The 19,418-nt window shown below is 64.1% G+C and carries 16 protein-coding genes; 8 read left to right on the top strand and 8 right to left on the bottom strand.

All coding sequences use genetic code 11. The features are described 5' to 3' along the window. Nucleotides 1–36: 36 nt before the first annotated feature. From AC0L15_RS14435 to AC0L15_RS14425, 3 genes are read left to right on the top strand one after another with little or no spacing between them, the layout of a single operon-like run. Complete coding sequence (locus AC0L15_RS14435) at nt 37–333, top strand: sarcosine oxidase subunit delta (RefSeq protein WP_287247297.1); 297 nt, start codon at nt 37–39, stop codon at nt 331–333. Beyond that, nucleotides 330–3,353, top strand: a complete 3,024-nt coding sequence (locus AC0L15_RS14430; RefSeq protein ID WP_473496512.1) for a sarcosine oxidase subunit alpha — start codon at nt 330–332, stop codon at nt 3,351–3,353. The genes AC0L15_RS14435 and AC0L15_RS14430 overlap by 4 nt, the downstream gene beginning before the upstream one ends. Further along, a complete protein-coding gene (locus AC0L15_RS14425) occupies nt 3,346–3,933 on the top strand; it encodes a sarcosine oxidase subunit gamma (protein WP_287174645.1) in 588 nt (195 codons plus the stop codon). Before AC0L15_RS14430 ends, AC0L15_RS14425 begins: the two co-directional genes overlap by 8 nt. 22 nt (nt 3,934–3,955) lie before the next feature. On the opposite strand, the gene AC0L15_RS14420 is transcribed toward AC0L15_RS14425, so the two are convergent. Beyond that, a complete protein-coding gene (locus AC0L15_RS14420) occupies nt 3,956–4,657 on the bottom strand; it encodes a nitroreductase (protein ID WP_473496511.1) in 702 nt (233 codons plus the stop codon). Between the two features lie 357 nt (nt 4,658–5,014). On the opposite strand from AC0L15_RS14420, the gene AC0L15_RS14415 reads away from it, so the two are divergent. Genes AC0L15_RS14415 through AC0L15_RS14395 form a run of 5 tightly spaced genes read left to right on the top strand, consistent with a single transcriptional unit; the run spans nt 5,015 to nt 12,560 of the window. Continuing rightward, nucleotides 5,015–5,557: a helix-turn-helix domain-containing protein gene (locus AC0L15_RS14415; protein WP_473496531.1), complete on the top strand. Its 543-nt coding sequence runs from the start codon at nt 5,015–5,017 to the stop codon at nt 5,555–5,557. Between the two features lie 16 nt (nt 5,558–5,573). Further along, entirely contained in the window at nt 5,574–8,027 is a 2,454-nt protein-coding gene (locus AC0L15_RS14410; protein WP_473496510.1) for a GcvT family protein, read from the top strand. After that, nucleotides 8,024–8,923: a homocysteine S-methyltransferase family protein gene (locus AC0L15_RS14405; RefSeq protein WP_287237331.1), complete on the top strand. Its 900-nt coding sequence runs from the start codon at nt 8,024–8,026 to the stop codon at nt 8,921–8,923. Before AC0L15_RS14410 ends, AC0L15_RS14405 begins: the two co-directional genes overlap by 4 nt. Continuing rightward, nucleotides 8,923–10,104, top strand: a complete 1,182-nt coding sequence (locus tag AC0L15_RS14400; RefSeq protein ID WP_287247302.1) for a pyridoxal phosphate-dependent aminotransferase — start codon at nt 8,923–8,925, stop codon at nt 10,102–10,104. Before AC0L15_RS14405 ends, AC0L15_RS14400 begins: the two co-directional genes overlap by 1 nt. Continuing rightward, complete coding sequence (locus AC0L15_RS14395; protein WP_287247303.1) at nt 10,101–12,560, top strand: GcvT family protein; 2,460 nt, start codon at nt 10,101–10,103, stop codon at nt 12,558–12,560. Before AC0L15_RS14400 ends, AC0L15_RS14395 begins: the two co-directional genes overlap by 4 nt. A gap of 169 nt (nt 12,561–12,729) precedes the next feature. On the opposite strand, the gene AC0L15_RS14390 is transcribed toward AC0L15_RS14395, so the two are convergent. From AC0L15_RS14390 to AC0L15_RS14360, 7 genes are read right to left on the bottom strand one after another with little or no spacing between them, the layout of a single operon-like run. Further along, complete coding sequence (locus AC0L15_RS14390) at nt 12,730–13,317, bottom strand: NAD(P)H-dependent oxidoreductase (protein ID WP_287247304.1); 588 nt, start codon at nt 13,315–13,317, stop codon at nt 12,730–12,732. Then, entirely contained in the window at nt 13,317–13,898 is a 582-nt protein-coding gene (locus tag AC0L15_RS14385) for an NAD(P)H-dependent oxidoreductase (RefSeq protein WP_473496509.1), read from the bottom strand. Before AC0L15_RS14385 ends, AC0L15_RS14390 begins: the two co-directional genes overlap by 1 nt. Before the next feature lie 47 nt (nt 13,899–13,945). After that, nucleotides 13,946–15,346 carry an FAD-binding oxidoreductase gene (locus tag AC0L15_RS14380; protein ID WP_473496508.1) on the bottom strand — a complete coding sequence of 467 codons (1,401 nt, stop codon included), beginning with the start codon at nt 15,344–15,346 and terminating at the stop codon, nt 13,946–13,948. Further along, complete coding sequence (locus AC0L15_RS14375) at nt 15,343–16,653, bottom strand: cytosine deaminase (RefSeq protein WP_287247307.1); 1,311 nt, start codon at nt 16,651–16,653, stop codon at nt 15,343–15,345. Before AC0L15_RS14375 ends, AC0L15_RS14380 begins: the two co-directional genes overlap by 4 nt. After that, a complete protein-coding gene (locus AC0L15_RS14370) occupies nt 16,653–17,504 on the bottom strand; it encodes an ABC transporter permease (protein WP_287247308.1) in 852 nt (283 codons plus the stop codon). The genes AC0L15_RS14375 and AC0L15_RS14370 overlap by 1 nt, the downstream gene beginning before the upstream one ends. After that, nucleotides 17,491–18,321: an ABC transporter ATP-binding protein gene (locus tag AC0L15_RS14365; protein ID WP_287247309.1), complete on the bottom strand. Its 831-nt coding sequence runs from the start codon at nt 18,319–18,321 to the stop codon at nt 17,491–17,493. Before AC0L15_RS14365 ends, AC0L15_RS14370 begins: the two co-directional genes overlap by 14 nt. A 9-nt stretch (nt 18,322–18,330) precedes the next feature. Further along, complete coding sequence (locus tag AC0L15_RS14360) at nt 18,331–19,335, bottom strand: ABC transporter substrate-binding protein (protein WP_023798892.1); 1,005 nt, start codon at nt 19,333–19,335, stop codon at nt 18,331–18,333. Nucleotides 19,336–19,418: the final 83 nt, after the last annotated feature.

Here is a 19,418-nt window from a genome sequence, read left to right as displayed (position 1 = left end):
GGCCAAGATCATGGTCAAACGAGAAGATACAATCGCATGCTGATTACCTGCCCCTATTGCGGCCCGCGCGACGTCATCGAGTTCACCTATCAGGGTGACGGCAACCGCGAGCGCCCTCAGCCTGCCTCGCAGGACCTCGATACCTGGAATGCCTATGTCTATGACCGATTGAACCCGGCGGGTGACCACAACGAGATCTGGCAGCATTCCGGCGGCTGCCGCGTCCATCTCAGGGTCGTGCGCAACACGCTGACACACGAGATCTCCAGCGTCGCGTTCACGCGCGGCGACCACAAAGTGGCTGCCCGGCACAAGGCGGAGGCCAAGTCATGAGCCCGCGCCGCACCGACGCCGGTGGCCGGATCGACCGGCTGCGAACCATCCGGTTCACCTTCGACGGCGCGCCTTACACCGGCCATGCCGGCGACACCCTTGCCTCAGCGCTGCTGGCCAATGGCATCACCCTGTTCGGACGCTCGTTCAAATATCACCGTCCTCGCGGGGTGCTGACAGCAGGCGTCGAGGAACCGAACGCCCTGGTGACGGTGTTGCGGGGCGAGGTTCGCGAGCCCAACATCGCCGCGACCATGGTCGAGATCTATGACGGGCTGACCGCCATCAGCCAGAACCGGCTTCCATCGCTGGCCTGGGATGTCAGCGCCGCCAACCAGCTCGGCGGCAAGCTTCTGTCCGCCGGCTTCTATTACAAGACCTTCATGGGGCCCGCGATCGGCCCGCTGAAGAGCACGCGTTTCTGGATGTTCTGCGAGCATTTCATCCGCCGCGCCGCCGGTCTCGGCCGCGCCGGGACCGCTGCCGACACGGCGCGTTACGAGCGCATGAACGCCTTCTGCGATGTGCTAGTGGTCGGTTCCGGTCCGGCCGGACTGATGGCCGCCAGGGCAGCCGCCGATCAGGGCGCGCGTGTCATCCTCAGCGAACTCGAACCGCATTTCGGCGGCTCGGCCAACTGGTCGGGCGAGACGATCGACGGGATGCCCGGGGCCGACTGGGCAGCGCGAGCCGCCGGCCAGCTCGAAGGCTATGACAATGTCCGCCTGCTGCCACGCACCACGGTCTGGGGGTATTTTGACGGCAACACGCTCGCCGCGCTTGAACGGGTTGCCGACCATAAGGAGAGGCCCGGCAAGGGCGAACCACGCCATCGCTACTGGATCATTCGCGCCAAGTCGGTGGTGCTGGCCACCGGCTCCTTCGAGCGGCCGCTGGTGTTTCCGGGCAACGATCGGCCGGGAGTGATGCTGGCGCATGCCGCCGAGCGCTACGCCAACGAGTACGGCGTGCTGGCGGGCAACAGGATCGCACTGTTCACCAACAATGACAGCGCCTATCGCTCCGCCCTGGCGCTGAAGAAGGCCGGCGCGGCGATTGTCGCGATCGTCGACGTGCGGCCGGAGCTTTCGAGCGATATGCGCGAGCTCGCCGATGAAGCGGAAGCCAAGATCCTTTTCGGTCACGCCGTGGTCGCCACCGAAGGCGGCAAGGCGCTGTCCGGCGTCAAGGTGCAGAGCTTCGACATGGCCAACGGCGCGCTTGCCGGCGAGGCGCGCAGCATTCAAGCCGACTGCCTGCTGATATCGGGAGGCTGGTCGCCGACCATCCATCTGGCCAGCCAGGCCGGCGCCAAGGCGGAATGGAATGCCGCCAGGCAAGCCTTCCTGCCACCGAAGCCAACCCAGCAATGGCCAACACAGCGATGGCCAACACAGCAATGGATTGGCGCCGGCGCTTTCACCGGCAGCTTTTCCACCGCCGAGGCAATCGCCGAAGGCCGCGCCGCCGGGCTTTCGGCGGCAGGTGGAACAGGTGCGCCAACGGCCCTGCCGGTCGTCGAAGCCGCACCCGGCGGTCCCGACCCGGCCCCGGTGTTCGAGATCAGGGCCGATGGAAAAAGCTTCGTCGATTTCCAGCACGACGTGACGGCGGAGGATGTACGGCTGGCGCATCGCGAAGGCTTTGTCTCGGTCGAGCATTTGAAGCGCTACACCACGCTCGGCATGGCGACCGACCAGGGCAAGAGCTCCAACATACCCGGCCTCGCCATCATGGCCGAGGCGCTGGGCAAGCCGATTCCCGAAGTCGGCACGACACGCTTTCGCCCACCTTTTTCGGCCGTGTCGATCGGCTCACTGGCCGCGGAGCGTTTCGGCGACTTGAGGCCCGAACGACTGACGCCGATGCATGACTGGCACGTCGCCAACGGCGCGACCATGTATTCAGCCGGCCTCTGGTATCGCCCGATGATTTATGGCCATCCCGGCGAGACGATCGAGCAGGCCTATGTGCGCGAAGCCAGGGCGACGCGGGAGAGCGCCGGCATCGTCGATGTCTCGACGCTGGGCAAGATCGCCGTGCAGGGCCCGGACGCGGCGGAATTCCTCGACCGGGTTTACACCAACATGTTCTCGACATTGGCCGTCGGCAAGGCCCGCTACGGGCTGATGCTGCGCGAGGACGGCCTCGCCTTCGACGACGGCACGACGTGGCGGCTCGGCGAACAGGACTTCCTGATGACCACCACCACCGCCAATGCCGGCAAGGTGATGCAGCATCTGGAGTATTTCCTCGACGTCATCTGGCCGGAGTTGAAGGTCCATGTCACCTCGGTGACCGACGAATGGGCGGGTGCGGCGATCGGCGGGCCTAGGGCGAGAGAGATCCTTGCTGCTTGCGTCACCGGCACCGCCGTCGACAACGCAACCCTGCCTTTCATGGGCATCGTGCACGGCAAGATATCAGGCGTGCCGGTGATGATCTGCCGGCTTTCCTTCTCCGGCGAAATGGCCTTCGAAGTCTACTCCGGCGCCGGCTACGGCGCACTTGTCTGGGAAGCCTTGATCGAAGCCGGCAAGCCGTTCGGACTGGTGACCTACGGGCTTGAGGCGCTTGGCACGTTGCGCATCGAGAAAGGCCACGTCACCGGCGCCGAGATCGACGGCCGCACCACCGCACGCGACCTGCATCTCGACTGGATGCTGTCCAGGAAGAAGCCCTTCATCGGCTCGGCGATGATGGATCGCGAGGGCCTGATCGCGCCTGGCCGCCTGGAACTCGTCGGCCTGATTTCGCTGGACAACCAGCCGCTCAACGGCGGCGCGCACATCGTCGAAGCGCTTGACGAAGCCAATCCGCACGATTCCATCGGCCACATCACCGCTTGCTGTTATTCGCCGGCGCTCGGCAAGTACATCGCGCTCGCTCTGGTCAAGGACGGCAAGGCACGGCGCGGCACGCGCGCCCATATCTCCGATCCTCTGCGCAACCGGTTCGGCCCGGTCGAGATCGTCTCCAACCACTTCTTTGATCCGGACGGGAGCCGCATGCATGGTTGAGCGCCAATCCCCGCTTGAGCTGGAGCTGCGCACCGGCTCGCATGGCGATTTCGAACACGGCATCGAGGTCATCCTATCCGAAACCAGGCCGGGATCGATCCTGCAGCTCGCTGCCTGGCCGGGCCAGCAGAAGGCGTTGATAGCAGGCATTCGCACCGTTACCGGCCTTGCGCTGCCCGATGGCGCCGGCGCCGGCAGCACCGACGGCGTGAGGTCGGTGTTCGGTTTTGCGCCGGGAAAATTCACCGTGGTCGACGAGGCCGAGGGTCTGGCATCGGCCTTTGCCAATGTCGTCACCCCTGATATCGGCACGGTGACTGACCTGTCGCATGGCCGCACCGCGATCCGCATCGCCGGACCGAGGGCCGAATGGGTGCTGGCAAAGTTCTTCGCCATCGACTTCGCGCTGCCGGCCTTCCCGGTCGGTGCCGGCCGCTCGACCATGCATCATGACGTCTTCGCCCAGATCCAGCGCACCGGCGCCGACCAGTTCGACATCTATGTGTTCCGCTCGTTTGCGCGCTCGTTCTGGAAGGCGCTCTGTCACGCCAGCGAGGAAGTCGGCTACGAAGTGCAGTAGACCGACGCCGCGCGTCGTCACCTCACGTGGCGAACGTCACCCACTCTTCCAGCGGCGCGCGGTCGGTGCGGAACGCGTTTTCGGGCTTGGATGTGTCCTCACGGCCAAGCGCCATGCCGCAGACGACGATCTCCTCGTCGGGAATGTTGAGCGCCGGCCTGATCTGCTTGTGATAGGGTGCAAAGGCCGCCTGCGGACAGGTGTGCAGGCCCCTGCCCCGCGCCGCCACCATGATGTTCTGCAGGAACATGCCGTAATCGATCCACGAGCCCTTGTTCAGCCGCCGGTCGACCGTGAAGATCATGCCGACAGGCGCGTCGAAGAAGACGAAGTTGCGGTCGTGCTGCGCGCGCATCCTGTCGACCTCACGCCGGCCGATGCCGAGCACGCTGTAGAGGCCGAAGCCGTTGGCCCGCCGCCGGGTCAGATAGGGCTCGAAGAACTGGTCCGGGTAGTAGCGATACTCGTCCCACTCGGCCTTTTCGGCACGGATGCCGGAGTTGAGGATGGCGTCGCTGATCCGTTGCTTGACCTCGCCCTTGGTGATGTAGACCCGCCAGGGCTGCATGTTGGTGCCCGAAGGCGCACGCGCGGCAACCGCGAGTATGGCGCGGATCGTCTCGTCGTCGACCATGTCGGGCAGGAACGCCCGCACCGAACGGCGCGACGTGATCGCCTCGTCAACGATCGCCGCGCCATCCGTAATCTTTGTCCTGTTTTCCAACATGGGCGTCCCTTTGCGCGTGCCCCGGAAACCGGAATCGATTCCGGAAAGGATACATGCGCCGTCTAGAAATGAGAGAGCACCATTGCGGTCCAATTTGACGCATGGCGCTCTAACGCAAGCCACGACCGGACGCCCTCATTCGCCGTTCGTGGCCGAGCCTTTGCCTGAACCGTCAAAACGGCGCAAGCAAATCTTGTGCCCTCATGAAAATTCTCTTGATTTTTTCACGAACCTGACCCCTGATGAAATTTGCCCTCAGTTTTTCACCAAGGGGACTTTTCACCAGACGATTTTTACCGAGAAAAAAGCTTTGACCTCAACCGCCGTCAGATCGGAGCAGGAAACCGCGAACGGCTGCTGGCCGGCGATATCAGGGCGCTGCGCAGGGCGCGCGGGCTGACGCTTGCCGAGACCGGCCTGAAGCTCGGCCGCTCGGTCGGCTGGGTCAGCCAGGTCGAGCGCGGCCTGTCGATACCTTCGCTCAGCGATCTCAGAGCCTTCGCGGAATTGTTCGGCGTGCCGGTCAGCCTGTTCTTCAGCCACGACGTGCCCGTCGAGAATGAGCGCGGCGTGGTCGTGCGTGCCGGCAGCCGCCGCACGCTTGGCACAAGCGATTCCGGCCTGGTGGAGGAGCTTCTTTCGCCCGATCTCGGCGGTAGCTTCGAGATGCTGCGTTCGGTCTTCGCGCCGGGTGCTGAACTGAAGATCGAAGCCCGCCGGCCAACGGAGGAAGCCGGATATGTCGCTTCCGGCAGCTTCGACATCGAGATATCAGGCGTCTGGCACCGGCTTGGCGAAGGCGACTCCTTTCGCTTCGACGGCAAGCCGTTCCGCTGGCGCAATCCCGGTGCGGAGCCGGCGGTGGTCATCTGGGTGGTTTCGCCACCTGTCTATTGAAGGATTGGAGAAGAGCATGGCCGGTTTGCCGACCACGGCACGTGTGGTGATCATCGGAGGCGGTGTCGTCGGCGCGTCGGCGCTCTACCATCTCGCCAAGGCGGGCTGGACCGACTGCGTGCTCCTCGAAAAGAACGAGCTCACCTCCGGCTCGACCTGGCATGCGGCCGGCAACGTGCCGACCTTCTCCTCGTCATGGTCGTTGATGAACATGCAGCGCTATTCGACCGAGCTCTATCGCGGGCTGGCCGACGCGGTCGGCTACCCCATGAACTACCACGTCACCGGCTCGCTCAGGCTGGCCCATACGGCAGAGCGCATGCAGGAGTTCCAACGCGCCAAGGGCATGGGCCGCTACCAGGGCATGGACATCGATGTGGTCGGGCTCGACGAGATCAAGCGCCGCTACCCGTTCATCGAAACGCATGAGTTGAAGGGCGCGCTCTTGGATCCGAACGACGGCGACATCGACCCGGCGCAGCTGACCCAGGCGCTGGCCAAGGGCGCCCGCGACCTGGGTGCGAAGATCATTCGCTTCTGTCCGGTCACCGGCGTGCGCCGCGACAAGGACGAGTGGGTGGTCGAGACCGCGCAGGGCGAGATCCGGTGCGAGGTCGTCGTCAACGCCGCCGGCTACCGTGCGGCCGAAGTCGGCAGGATGTTCGGCCGCGACGTGCCGATGATGGTGATGAGCCATCAATATATCCTGTTCGAGAAAATCCCCGAACTGGCCGCGTGGTCGAAGGAGCAAGGCAAGAAACTGCCGCTGCTGCGCGACGTCGACACCTCCTATTATCTGCGCCAGGAAAAGAACGGCATGAATCTCGGCCCCTATGAGCGCAATTGCCGTGCGCATTGGGTCGGCCACAACGATCCGATGCCAGACGATTTTTCGTTCCAGCTGTTCCCCGACGATCTCGACCGGCTCGAGGACTATCTGGCCGATGCCGTCGCCCGGGTGCCGATTCTCGGCACCGCCGGCCTGTCCAAGGTCATCAACGGCCCGATCCCCTACGCGCCGGACGGCAACCCGCTGATCGGCCCGATGCCCGGCGTGCCGAACGCCTTCGAGGCCTGCGTCTTCACCTTCGGAATCGCCCAGGGCGGCGGCGCCGGCAAGGTGCTGGCCGAATGGGTGACTGAGGGCCAGACCGAATGGGACATGTGGTCGTGCGATCCGCGGCGCTTCACCAGCTTTGCCTCGGCCCCGGATTACTGCGTCGCCAAGGGCATGGAAATCTACGGCAACGAATATGCCATCCAGTTCCCGCGCCATGCCTGGCCAGCTGGGCGCGACCGCAAACTGTCGCCGATCCACGATCGCATCAAGGCGCTCGGCGCTTGCTTCGACGCCTACAATGGCTGGGAGCGCGCCACTTGGTACGCGCAAGCCGGCGACGATGTCTCGGAAGCCGCGACGCTGACCTTCCGCCGCGATGGGCCGTGGCAGCATCGCGTCCGCGAAGAATGCCTCGCCGTGCGCGATGCCGCCGGCATTTTGGATCTGCCTGGGTTTTCACGCTTCAATCTCGACGGTCCGGGCGCGGCCGACTGGTTGAGCCAGCAGATCACCGGGCTGGTGCCGAAACCCGGCCGCATCGGCCTCGTCTATCTTGCCGACGACAAGGGCCGCATCGTCACCGAAATGTCTGTGGTTCGCCACGACGAGAATTTGATGACGCTGATCACCGCCGCGGTGGCACAATGGCACGATTTCGAATGGCTGAAATGCCGCATGCCGAAGGACGCCTCGTTCAAGCTGTTCGACCGGACCGAGGAATACGCAACGCAGATCCTCGCCGGGCCCAATTCGCGAAAAATCCTCACCGAGGTCTGCGCCGCCGACCTTGCCCTGCCCTGGCTGACGCACCAGGAGACGACAATTGCCGGCCGTTGGGCAAGGCTGGTGCGTGTGTCCTTCGCCGGCGAACTCGGCTGGGAAATCCACACCAGGGTCGACGACACCGCCACCGTCTTCGACGCCGTCTGGGCGGCTGGGCAGAAGCATGGCCTGAAACCGTTTGGCATGTACGCGCTGGATTCATTGCGGCTTGAAAAATCCTATCGCGCTTGGAAAGGCGACCTGTCGACCGACTATTCAATCCTGCAGGGTGGGCTGGAGCGTTTCGTCAAATGGGACAAGCCGGATTTCCGTGGCAAGGCGGCGCTGCAAAACGAGAAGCAGCAGGGCGTGAAGAAGCGCTTTGTCACGCTGGTCGTCGAAAACCCCGGCGACTGCGACGCGCCAACCATGTCGACGCTGTGGCATGACGGCCGGATCGTCGGCGAGACGACGTCCGGCGGCTGGGGTCATCGCATCGACAAGTCGATCGCGCTCGGCATGCTGCGCGCCGACCTGACTGAGCCGGGAACTGCGGTCGAGGTCGAGATCTTCGGCGAGCGCTTCAAGGCGGTCGTGCAGAAGGACGAACCGCTGTGGGATCCAAACAACGAGAGGTTGCGCGCATGAATTCAGTCATTCTCACCGATGGCGGCATGGGCCAGGAACTGGTCCGCCGCAGCAGCTCCGATCCCACCCCGCTATGGTCGGCCAGGGTGCTGATCGACGAACCGGACCTGGTGCGCGACCTGCATGCGGAGTTCATCCGGGCCGGCGCCCGCGTCATCACCATCAACACCTATTCCGCAACCCCCGAGCGGCTGGCGCGCGAGGGCGCGGAGGATCTGTTCAAGCCGCTGCAGCAGCGCGGCATAGAACTGGCAAGGCAAGCGCGCGACCAGGCCGGCGATGCAGCGATCGCCGGCTGCCTGTCGCCCCTGTTCGGCAGCTACGCACCGGCCCTGACGATATCCTTCGAGGATACGCTCGACATCTACCGCCGCATCGTTGCCGAGCAGGCCGACGGTGTCGATCTGTTCCTGTGCGAGACCATGGCGTCGGCCGAGGAGGCGCGCGCGGCTGTCACCGCCGCGTCGGAAAGCGGCAAGCCGGTGTGGGTGTCGTGGACGCTCGCCGATCACGGCGCGCCGCGGCTGCGCAGCGGCGAAACCATAGCGGCGGCAGCAAGAGCTCTCGACGGCCTGCCGGTCGCAGCCAGGCTGATCAATTGCTGCCGGCCCGAAGCCATTGCTGCAGCGCTGCCCGAACTGATCGCTCTCAGCGGGCCGGTTGGCGCCTATGCCAACGGCTTCACCTCGGTCGAGGCGCTCAAGCATGGCGGAACGGTGGAAGTGCTGCACGCCCGCCACGACCTCGATCCGGATGCCTATGCCGACCAGGCGGTCGGCTGGGTCGAGGCCGGCGCCGACATCGTCGGCGGCTGCTGCGAAGTCGGGCCGCCTCATATCGCCGCCCTGCGCGACCGGCTCGAACAGGCCGGCTACGAAATTTCGGGAGTAGCATAATGCCCAGACCGTCATCGCGCATTTCCGGCATCGTGCCTTCGGGCAAAGACGGCTGGGAGGTCCATTTCGCCGCCTGGACGCGCAAGCAGGCCGGCGAGGACATCATCATGCTGTCGGTCGGCGACCATGATTTCGACACGCCAACGGAAACGATCGAAGCCTGCGTGACGGCGGTTCGCGCCAGCAATCACCACTACACCCCGCTTGCCGGCATTCCGCGCCTGCGCAAGGCCATGGCGGCGGCCTCGACCGCCTGCACCGGCGTTGCGACCAACCCCGACCAAGTCATCGCTACGCCGGGCGGGCAGGCGGCACTTTATGCGGCGGTGCAGGCCGTTCTCGACCAGGGCGACCATGCCATCGTGGTGGCGCCCTATTACGCGACCTACCCCAACACCTTCAGTGCGGCGGGCGCCGATTTCACCGTGGTCGAGACACCGGCCGAGGATGGTTTCCAGCCGCGTGCCGCCGACATTCGCGCCGCACTTCGGCCGAACACGCGCGCCATCCTCATCAACACACCGAACAACCCGACGGGTGCCGTCTATTCGCGCCAGCGGCTGGAGGAGCTGGCGCAGATCTGCCGGGAACATGACCTCTGGCTGCTGTCGGACGAGGTCTATTGGACGCTGGGCGGCGGCGAGCACGTCTCGCCGCGTTCGCTGCCCGGCATGGCGGAACGCACGCTGGTCATCAATTCCATGTCGAAGAGCCACGGCATGACCGGCTGGCGCATGGGCTGGCTGAGCGGGCCCGAGCAGATGACCTCGCTGCTGACCAACCTCAATCTGGTGACCACCTACGGCCTGCCGGCGTTCATCAGCCTCGCTTGCGCCGAGGCGCTGGAAAACGGCTACGGCGTCAAGGAGATCGCCGAACGCTATGCCGCGCGGCGCAGCGTCGTCCTCGATGCCATGCGCGGCATGAACAACGTCACCGTGCGCGGCTCAGAAGGCGGCATGTATGTCATGCTCGATATCTCGGCTCTCGAGCCGGACGACGAGAAATTCGCCTGGGCCCTGCTCGACAAGGAAAAGGTCGGCGTCATGCCCGGCTCGAGCTTCGGCGAGGCCGCCGCCGGCCATATTCGCGTCAGCCTCTGCCAGCCCGAGGCGGTGCTTCTGGAAGCAACCCTTCGCTTGCGCCGCTTCGCGTCCAGCTATCGCCGTGAGGCCGCATGAGCGCCCCGTCTCCCAAAACCATTCCTGCCAAGGCAAGGGCCGTCATCATCGGCGGCGGCGTCTCCGGCTGCTCGGTCGCCTACCATCTGGCCAAGCTCGGCTGGACCGATATCGTGCTGCTCGAGCGCAAGCAGCTGACGTCGGGCACGACATGGCACGCCGCCGGCCTGATCGGCCAGTTGCGGGGCTCGCAGAACATGACGCGGCTGGCGAAATATTCGGCCGACCTCTACGTCAGGCTGGAGGCCGAGACCAATGTCGGCACCGGCATGCGCCAGGTCGGTTCGATCACCGTGGCGCTGACCGAGGAGCGCAAGCACGAGATTTATAGGCAAGCGTCGCTCGCCCGCGCGTTCGATATTGACGTGCGCGAGATTTCGCCAAACGAAGTCAAGCAGATGTACCCGCATCTTAATGTTTCCGATGTTGTCGGCGCCGTGCATCTGCCGCTCGACGGCCAGTGCGACCCGGCCAATATCGCCATGGCGCTGGCCAAGGGCGCGCGCCAGCGCGGTGCGACGATCGTCGAGAATGTGAAGGTCACCAAGGTCCACACCAGGGATGGCCGCGTCACCGGCGTTTCCTGGGCGCAGGGCGACGAGCAAGGCATGATCGAGGCCGATGTCGTCGTCAATTGCGCCGGGATGTGGGCACGCGAGCTTGGCGCCCAGAACGGCGTCAGCATCCCGCTGCATGCCTGCGAGCATTTTTATCTCGTCACCGAACCGATCCCCGGCCTGACCCGGCTGCCGGTGTTGCGCGTGCCGGACGAGTGCGCCTATTACAAGGAAGATGCCGGCAAGATGATGCTCGGCGCCTTCGAGCCGGTGGCCAAGCCGTGGGGCATGGACGGCATAAGCGAAGATTTCTGCTTCGACCAGTTGCCCGAGGATTTCGAACATTTCGAGCCGATCCTCGAAATGGGCGTCAACCGCATGCCGATGCTGGCCAGCGCCGGCATCCACACTTTCTTCAACGGCCCCGAGAGTTTCACGCCTGATGATCGCTATTATCTCGGCGAGGCGCCGGAGTTGTCCGGCTACTGGATGGCGACCGGCTACAACTCCATCGGCATCGTCTCCTCGGGCGGCGCCGGCATGGCGCTGGCGCAATGGATCAACGATGGCGAAGCACCCTTCGATCTGTGGGAGGTCGACATCCGCCGCGCCCAGCCGTTCCAAAAAAACCGCCGCTATCTCAGAGAGCGCGTCTCCGAGACGCTCGGCCTGCTCTACGCCGACCATTTTCCGTACCGGCAGATGGCGACCTCTCGGAACGTGAGGCGCTCCCCGCTCCATGAACATCTGAAGGCACGCGGCGCGGTGTTCGGCGAGGTTGCCGGCTGGGAGCGGGCCAACTGGTTCGCGCGTGAGGGCCAGGAGCGCGAGTACCGCTATTCCTGGAAACGGCAGAACTGGTTCGACAACCAGCGCGATGAACATCTGGCGGTCCGCAACGGCGTCGGCCTGTTCGACATGACCTCGTTCGGCAAGATCCGTGTCGAGGGCCGCGATGCCTGCGCCTTCCTGCAGAGGCTTTGCGCCAACGATATGGACGTGGCGCCGGGCAAGATCGTCTACACCCAGATGCTCAACCAGCGCGGTGGCATCGAGAGCGATCTCACCGTCTCGCGGCTGTCTGAAACCACCTTTTTCCTCGTCGTACCGGGCGCCACGCTGCAGCGTGATCTCGCCTGGCTGAAAAAGTATCTCGCCCATGAATTCGTCGTCATCACCGATGTCACCGCGGCCGAAGCCGTGCTCTGCCTGATGGGCCCGGATTCGAGGAAGCTCATTCAAAAGCTGAGCCCGAACGATTTCTCCAACGAAACCAATCCGTTCGGAACGTTTCAGGAGATAGAAATCGGCATGGGGCTGGCCCGCGCCCATCGCGTGACCTATGTCGGCGAGCTGGGCTGGGAGCTCTATGTCTCGACCGACCAGGCCGTACACGTGTTCGAGGCGATCGAGGCGGCCGGCGCCGATGTCGGCCTGAAGCTTTGCGGCCTGCACACGCTGGATTCCTGCCGCATCGAAAAGGCATTCCGGCATTTCGGCCACGACATCACCGACGAGGACAATGTGCTGGAGGCAGGCCTTGGATTCGCAGTGAAGACTGCCAAGGGCGATTTTCTTGGCCGCGATGCCGTGCTGAGAAAAAAAGAAACCGGATTGAACCGCCGGCTGTTGCAGTTCCGCCTGAAAGACACGCAACCCTTGCTCTTCCACAACGAAGCGATCCTGCGCGACGGCAAGATTGTCGGCCCGGTCACCTCGGGCAATTACGGCCATCATCTCGGCGGCGCTATCGGCCTCGGCTACGTGTCGTGCCAAGGCGAGAGCGAGGCGGATGTGCTGTCGTCGTCGTACGAGATCGAAATCGCCGGCGAGCGCTTCGCCGCGGAAGTGTCGCTGAAGCCGATGTATGATCCGAAAGCGGAACGGGTGCGGATGTAGGGCGCCCTTCCTTCTCCCCTTGTGGGAGAAGGTGGCCGAGCGAAGCTCGGTCGGATGAGGGGTGTTCCAGCTTGGCACCCCCCGCACTCCGTCCAGCACCCCTCATCCGTCTCGGCGCTGCGCGCCGATCCACCTTCTCCCACAGGGGGAGAAGGAGATCTCCGCCAGCTCAAAACCGCTCCAGTTTCGCCCGCACTTTCGCAAGGAAAGCAGCCCGGCTCCGGGGTGTCGACGCATCCATCAGGTGGTGCGCCAGAAAGAACGTCCTGCAGCGGGTCGCGCATAGCGCCCGCATGCCGCGCAGGATCGTCTTGCGTCCCGGCTGGCCGACGACGACGCTCCACCAGGTCGGTGCGCCGCAGGTCGTGATCACCCCGATCTTCGTCACATGCCTCACCAGTGACTGGATCCGTCCCTTGCCGGCCGGCAGTCGGAAGGCGACGTCGGTCGCCCACACCCGGTCGAGCCAGCCCTTCAGCATCGCCGGCAGCCCGTACCACCATGTCGGATAGATGAAGAGGATTGCCTGGGCCCAGTTGAGATTTTCGATATGCGGCTTGAGCGCCGGATCCTGCGGGGCGTGCTCATTGTAGGAGCGTCGCTCCTCGCAGCCCATGACCGGATCGAAATTTTCCGCATAGAGGTCGAGCAGCCGCACCTCCCAGCCTCTCGCCTTCAGCACCTCGACGGCACTATCCCGGATCGCGGCGCAAAAGCTTTCCGGGACCGGATGGCAATAAACCACCAGGACCCGCATCAGAAGGCATCCATGCTGGCGGCGACTTTCGCCGTAAATCTCTTCCGCGTCTCATCGGTCGACAGGTTCATCGAATAATGCGCGAGATAGGACACCGAGGTGCCTGGCTTGACCGTCGCGCGCAACACACGCTTGACCAGCTTGCGCGGCGGGTCGCCCATCAGCATGGCGTGGAGCCGGCTGCCGCCATAGGTGGTGACCGCCGCCAGCTTGCGGATGTTGTGCAGCGACGGCTGCGCCTTGCCATTGGCCAGCTTGAACGAGACGCCGGGCAGGAAGACGCGGTCGAAAAAACCTTTCAGGATCGCCGGATAGCCGTAGTTCCACACCGGAAACGACAGCACCAGCGCCTCTGCCCGCAGCAGGCGCTCGACATAGGGCGCTGCCGGATCACCGGCGCCGCGCTCGTCGTGATAACCGAGCCGCTCGGCCCGTGTCAGCCGCGGGTCGAAATCCTCGGCATAGAGATCGCAGTCGTCGACGGCGTGACCGGCGGCCGTCAGCCGCTCGACGATCGTCCGGTGCAGACCGGCGTTGAAGCTGGTTTCGACCGGGTGGGCATAGAGCACGAGGATTTTCACCGAAGACCTCGCAGGTCAGCGCGACAGCGCCACACGCTCGTCATCGTTCACCCCGCCTTCTGCAAGCCCTTGAACAGGAACGACTTGCCCGAGCGATAGTCGTAGTCAGGGTTCTCCCAGGCGATCATCTTGCCGGGATTGAGCAGCCCTTGCGGATCGGTCTCGCGCTTGAAGGCGAGTTGCACCTCGTCCGTCTGCTTCATGCCGCCCTCTTCCAGCGTGTAGCGGTGCGGATTGAAGACCCAGCAGCCATTGTCTTCATGGATGCGGATGATCTCGTCGAGCCGCTCCGCCGTGGTGAAGCGGACCAGCGGCAGTCCGGCGACGCCGATCGCGCCGTCGAAGCGGATGAATTCGAGATGAACCGGCACCTCGTCGCCGAAGCGGTCGATCATCGCCTTGACGTAAGCGAGGTGATCCGGCGAGGGATAGCGGGTCTGCAGATAGGTAATATCAGGGTCGACCCTGATGGCGCGCAGCGTCGTGTGGTTCCAGGTCAGCTCATAGGCCGGCGGCAAGCCCTTGAGATCGGCCTCCTTGTCGGCGCGGAAGACGATCTCGCCCTTGCTGCGCGCCGTGAGGGCGACAAAGCCGTCCATCGCCTGCGGGGCGATCATGCAGACGACGATGCTTTGCTCGCGCCGGAAGAATTTCTGGTGCCGCTTGAAATAGTCGTAGGGAATCGGCGCGGCGATCGGCGTGATCAGCTTCGCCAGGATGCCGTCCTGGATGGCGAGATCGTTGCCGAAGCCGGCCGCATCCATGAAATCGTCGAAGCCGACGATGACGTCGATCCAGTCGTAGGATGCGGTCAACGGCATCTCGACCTCGGTGATGATGCCGTTGGTGCCGTAGGCATGCATCACCTTCAGCACCTCCTCGCCGGCAAGATCCATGATGCGAGGCTCCGCCTCCATGGTCACGGTCCTGAGCCGGATGACATTGCCGAGGTCGCGCAGCCCGCCCCAGCGGATCGAGCCGACACCGCCCGAGCCGCCGGCAACGAAACCGCCGATCGAAGCGGTGTTATAGGTCGACGGCGACATCCGCAGCTCCTGGCTGGAATGCGCGCGCGTCGCCCTGTCGATGTCGGCGAGGACGGCACCGGGTCCGGTCACGACGCGACCAGGCGATATGATCTTGATCGTATTTATCTCGGCGAGATTGAGCACCACGCCGCCGGACAGCGGCATCGCCTGACCGTAATTGCCGGTACCGCTGCCGCGTGGCGTCACCGGAATGCTATGCCGGTGGCACGCGGCAAGCACGCGGATCACCTCGTCCTCGGTCTTTGGTGTCACGATCAGGTCGCCGGTCACGTGATCGAGCTGTTGCTTCAGCACCGGACTGTACCAGTAGAAATCGCGGCTCTTCTGCTGGATGATCGCCGGATGGTCGTCGATCTTCAGACCGTCGAGGTCGCGCTTCAGTGCCGAAATGTCCATCATTTCTCCATCAGATCGTCGAGTTCGGCATAGTCGGGCAATTGGCGCTCGATGGCGCGACCATCCCGCACCACGATGCGATCCGATTCGGGTCGCGACAGCAATTCCGTCCAGTTCCGCCCCCTGAAGACGACGAAGTCGGCACCACCGCCGGCGGCAAGGGTGCCGAAACCGTCGAGCCGCATCACCCTGGCCGGCGTCGAAGTCACCGCTTGCGGCCAGTCGCCGACCGGGTGATCGAAATGCACGATACGCGTCGCCATGCGATAGACCTCCAGCATGTCGAGATCGCCATAGGCGTAGAACGGATCGCGGGTGTTGTCGGAGGCGACGGCGACGGGAATGCCGCGCGCCTTCATCTCGTGCAGCAGCGTCACGCCGCGCCAGCGCGGCGTGGTCTGGTCGCCGCGCCGGTCCTGCAGATAGAGGTTGCACATCGGCAGCGACACCACGGCAAGCCCCGCCTTCGCCATCTTGTCCAGCGTGTCGAGCACGTCGAGATCGGGCTGGCGTGCCAGCGAGCAGCAGTGGCCGACGAGGATGTTTCCCTCAAACCCGTTCCACAGCGCCGCCTCGGCGATCTTCTTCAGCGAGATCGCCGAGATGTTGTCGGTCTCATCGGCATGGAAATCGAGGTCGAGGCCATGCTTGATCGCCTGCGCGAAAACCCGATCGAGAAGCTCTTCCAGGTCCGGCAGCATATAGGTGACGACGCCAAGCACGCCGTTGGCCGCAGCGACGCGTTTGGCCAGGCTCTCGAACCATTTCTTGTCGCGTACGCCTTCGATGCCGAGCAGGCAGGCGGCCTGCAGCTCGACGCGGCCACGCCATTTCTCCCGTACCGTCTCGAACACCGGCCAGGAGATCTCCTCCTGCGGTGCGACGCTGTCGAGGTGGGTGCGCAAAGCCCTTGTGCCGTGCGCGTAGGCGCAGCGCAGCGAAAAATCCATGCGGCGAACGACGTCCTCGGCGCTCCAGCGGGCAGCACGGTCGGCGCCGGTGGCGTTCAGCGCACCCATGAAGGTGCCGTCCGGATTGGGTTTTCGAGGCCAGATATGCCCTTTGTCGATATGCGTGTGGCAGTCGACGAAGCACGGCATGACGATGCGGCCGCCGAGGTCGACGGCGCCTGCGGGTGTATTGGACCGGCGATGTGCGACGATGCTGGCAATCCTGCCGTCGGCGACGGCGATGTCGGCGAGTGCAAAGCCATCGCTGTCATAGACAGCGGCAAGGTCGGGCGTGAGCGACTGATGAACACGAACGTTAGCAAGATGGTAAGGACCAGAGGCTGGTATCTCCAACACCATCATCGCTCCTGCTTCAGCGCACTCTCGTGCCAGCGTCGCAGGATCAGGTGCGAGATCAGCGACAGCACCAGGAAAATCAAAATGCCGGTGAACGAGATCAGGATCAGCGCAGCGAACAGCCGCGGTGCGTTGAGCCGGTAACCGGCCTCGATGATGCGCGAGGCCAGCCCCGACGACTGTCCGGTGGCCCCGGCGACGAACTCCGCCACCACCGCGCCGATCAGCGACAGGCCGCCGGCGATCTTCAGCCCGCCGAGGAAATAGGGCATCGCCGCCGGCAGGCGCAGATAGCGCAATTGCTGCCAGCGGGTCGCGCCGTTGAGCCTGAACATGTCGCGCAGGTTGCGGTCGACGGAGTTGAGGCCGAGCGTCGTGTTGGACAGAATCGGGAAGAAGGCGACGATCCAGGCACACAGCAGAAGCTTCGTCGTCTGGTTGTCGACATAGATGTTGATCAGCGGGAAGATCGCGACGATCGGCGTCACCTGCAGCACGATTGCAAACGGGAAGAGCGACATCTCCACCCATTTCGATTGCGTAAACAGCACCGCCAGCCCGACACCGCCGATGACCGCCAGAAGCAGGCTGAGGAAGGTGATCCTGAGCGTCACCAGCAGCGAGGAGAACAGCAGCCCGGCATCGTCGAACAGCGTTTGCAGCACCACGCCGGGGCGCGGCAGGATATATTTCGGGATGTCGTTCCAGACGCAGATGCGGTCCCACAGCCAGATCGCCAGGACCATGATCGCCAGCGGCAGCAGCCATCGGCCGATCCGCTCGAGCCGCTCCTGGCGCACGCGACGCGCCTCCTCTGGATCCAGGGTTACGGCAGGATGATCAATGGCCGTCATGATGCGGTCCGGCGGTTGAGTTGATGGCGCCGATCAGCACATCGGACGCCTGGCGGCAGAGCGCGGCATAGGCGGGCGAGGTGCGGAAGGCTTCGTTGCGCGGATAGGACGCATCGATGGCGAGCTCTTTGAACACCCTGCCCGGCCGCGCCGCCATGACGACGACGCGGTTGGAGAGGAAAACGCTTTCGAAGACGCTGTGGGTGACGAAGACGACGGTAAAACGCTCGTCCTGCCACAGTTCCAGAAGATCGTTGTTGAGCTTGAAGCGGGTGATCTCGTCCAATGCCGCAAATGGCTCGTCCATCAAAAGCACGCGCGGCTTGGTCACCATGGCGCGGGCGATCGAGACGCGCATCTTCATGCCGCCGGACAATTCGCGCGGCACGGCTTTCTCGAAGCCGGTCAGATGAACCCGCGCCAGCATCTCCATCACGACAGGCGCAGCCTTGGCCCGCGACATGCCCTTCAGCCTGAGCGGCAGCCAGACATTGTCGAAGACGTCGGCCCACGGCAGCAGCGTCGGTTCCTGGAAGACGAAGCCGATGTCAGAGCGATCGGCAGCGCTACTGCCGCGCCAGTCGAGCAGGCCGGAGGTCGGCGTTGCAAGACCGGCGATGAGGCGCAAGGCCGTTGACTTGCCACAGCCGGACGGGCCGAGAAGGCTGAGGAAGTCGCCTTCCCGGATCGTCAGGTCGACGTCGCTGAGCGCTGTCACGCCGTTGGAAAAGACTTTGCCGACGCCGCGCAGCGCCAGCAGCATCGGACCTTTGCCCGATGCGCTTGCCGGCGCTTGCGCCACTTTCTCCTGCATCATGCCCGGGTGCTATTTCTTCAGGTCGATCCCGACGCCCTTGTTGACGAAGGCCAGTGTGTAGGACTTTTTGATGTCGACGTCGGCCGGCACGACCTTGGCCTTGACCATCTTGTCGTAGAAGCTCTGGATGCGCGCGTCGGTCATCGCGCCGATGCCGAGTTTTTCCGTATCGCCGGAATCGACGATGCCGAATTTCTTCATCTGCTCGATCGAGAACGCGATCTGCTCGTCGCTGATGTCGGGGTTGTCCTTCTTGATCGCCGCGTTGGCGGCAGCGTTGTCGCCGTAGAGATAATTGTACCAGCCCTTGGCCGAGCCATCGACGAAGCATTGAACCACCTCCGGCCGCTTGTCGATCGTCGCCTGCATGGTCTCGATCGTCGTCGCATAGGTGTCGAAGCCGTAGTCGGCGAGCAGGAACAGATTGGGCTGGAAGCCGCCTTCCTTGGCGACGGCGAAGGGCTCCGAGGTCACGTAGCCTTGCTGGATCGACTTCGGATTGGCGATGAAAGGTGCGGGGTTGAACGTATAGGGCACGCGCTTGGCCGGATCGAAGCCGAACTCCGTGATCATCCACTGGAAGTAGCTCTGTGCACCTTCGTCACCAATAATGTACTGGTCCGCATTCTTCAGATCCTCCCATCTGTCGAGCCCCTGACCCGGATGGCTCATGATCACCTGCGGCTCTTTCTGGAACGAGGCGGCGACGACGCGCAGCGGAATCTCCTGCTGCACGGCATCGAAGGCCTGCAGCATGTTGCCGCCCATGTAGAAGTCGATCTTGCCGGCAAGCAGCAGCGGCCGGCCGCTGACCTGCGGTCCACCTTGCATGATCGTCACGTCGAGCCCGCAGGCGGCATAGGTGCCATCAGCCACCGCCTGATAATAGCCGCCGTGCTCGGCCTGGGCGAGCCAGTTGGTGCCGAAGGTGATCTTCTCGTTTGCTGCCGCGTTCAGCGTGCTTGCGGCAAGCAGCACGATCGCGCCAGCCGAAATCTTGAGCTTTCCGTCCATTCACACCACCCTCAGTTGACTCCGGCGCGCCGCGCGCCGGGCTCGACACCATCGATCGAAGAAGCAAGACACATGCCATCGCC

The organism is Mesorhizobium sp. WSM4846 (assembly GCF_055811415.1).
This window is presented reverse-complemented; position numbering and strand designations above follow the sequence as displayed.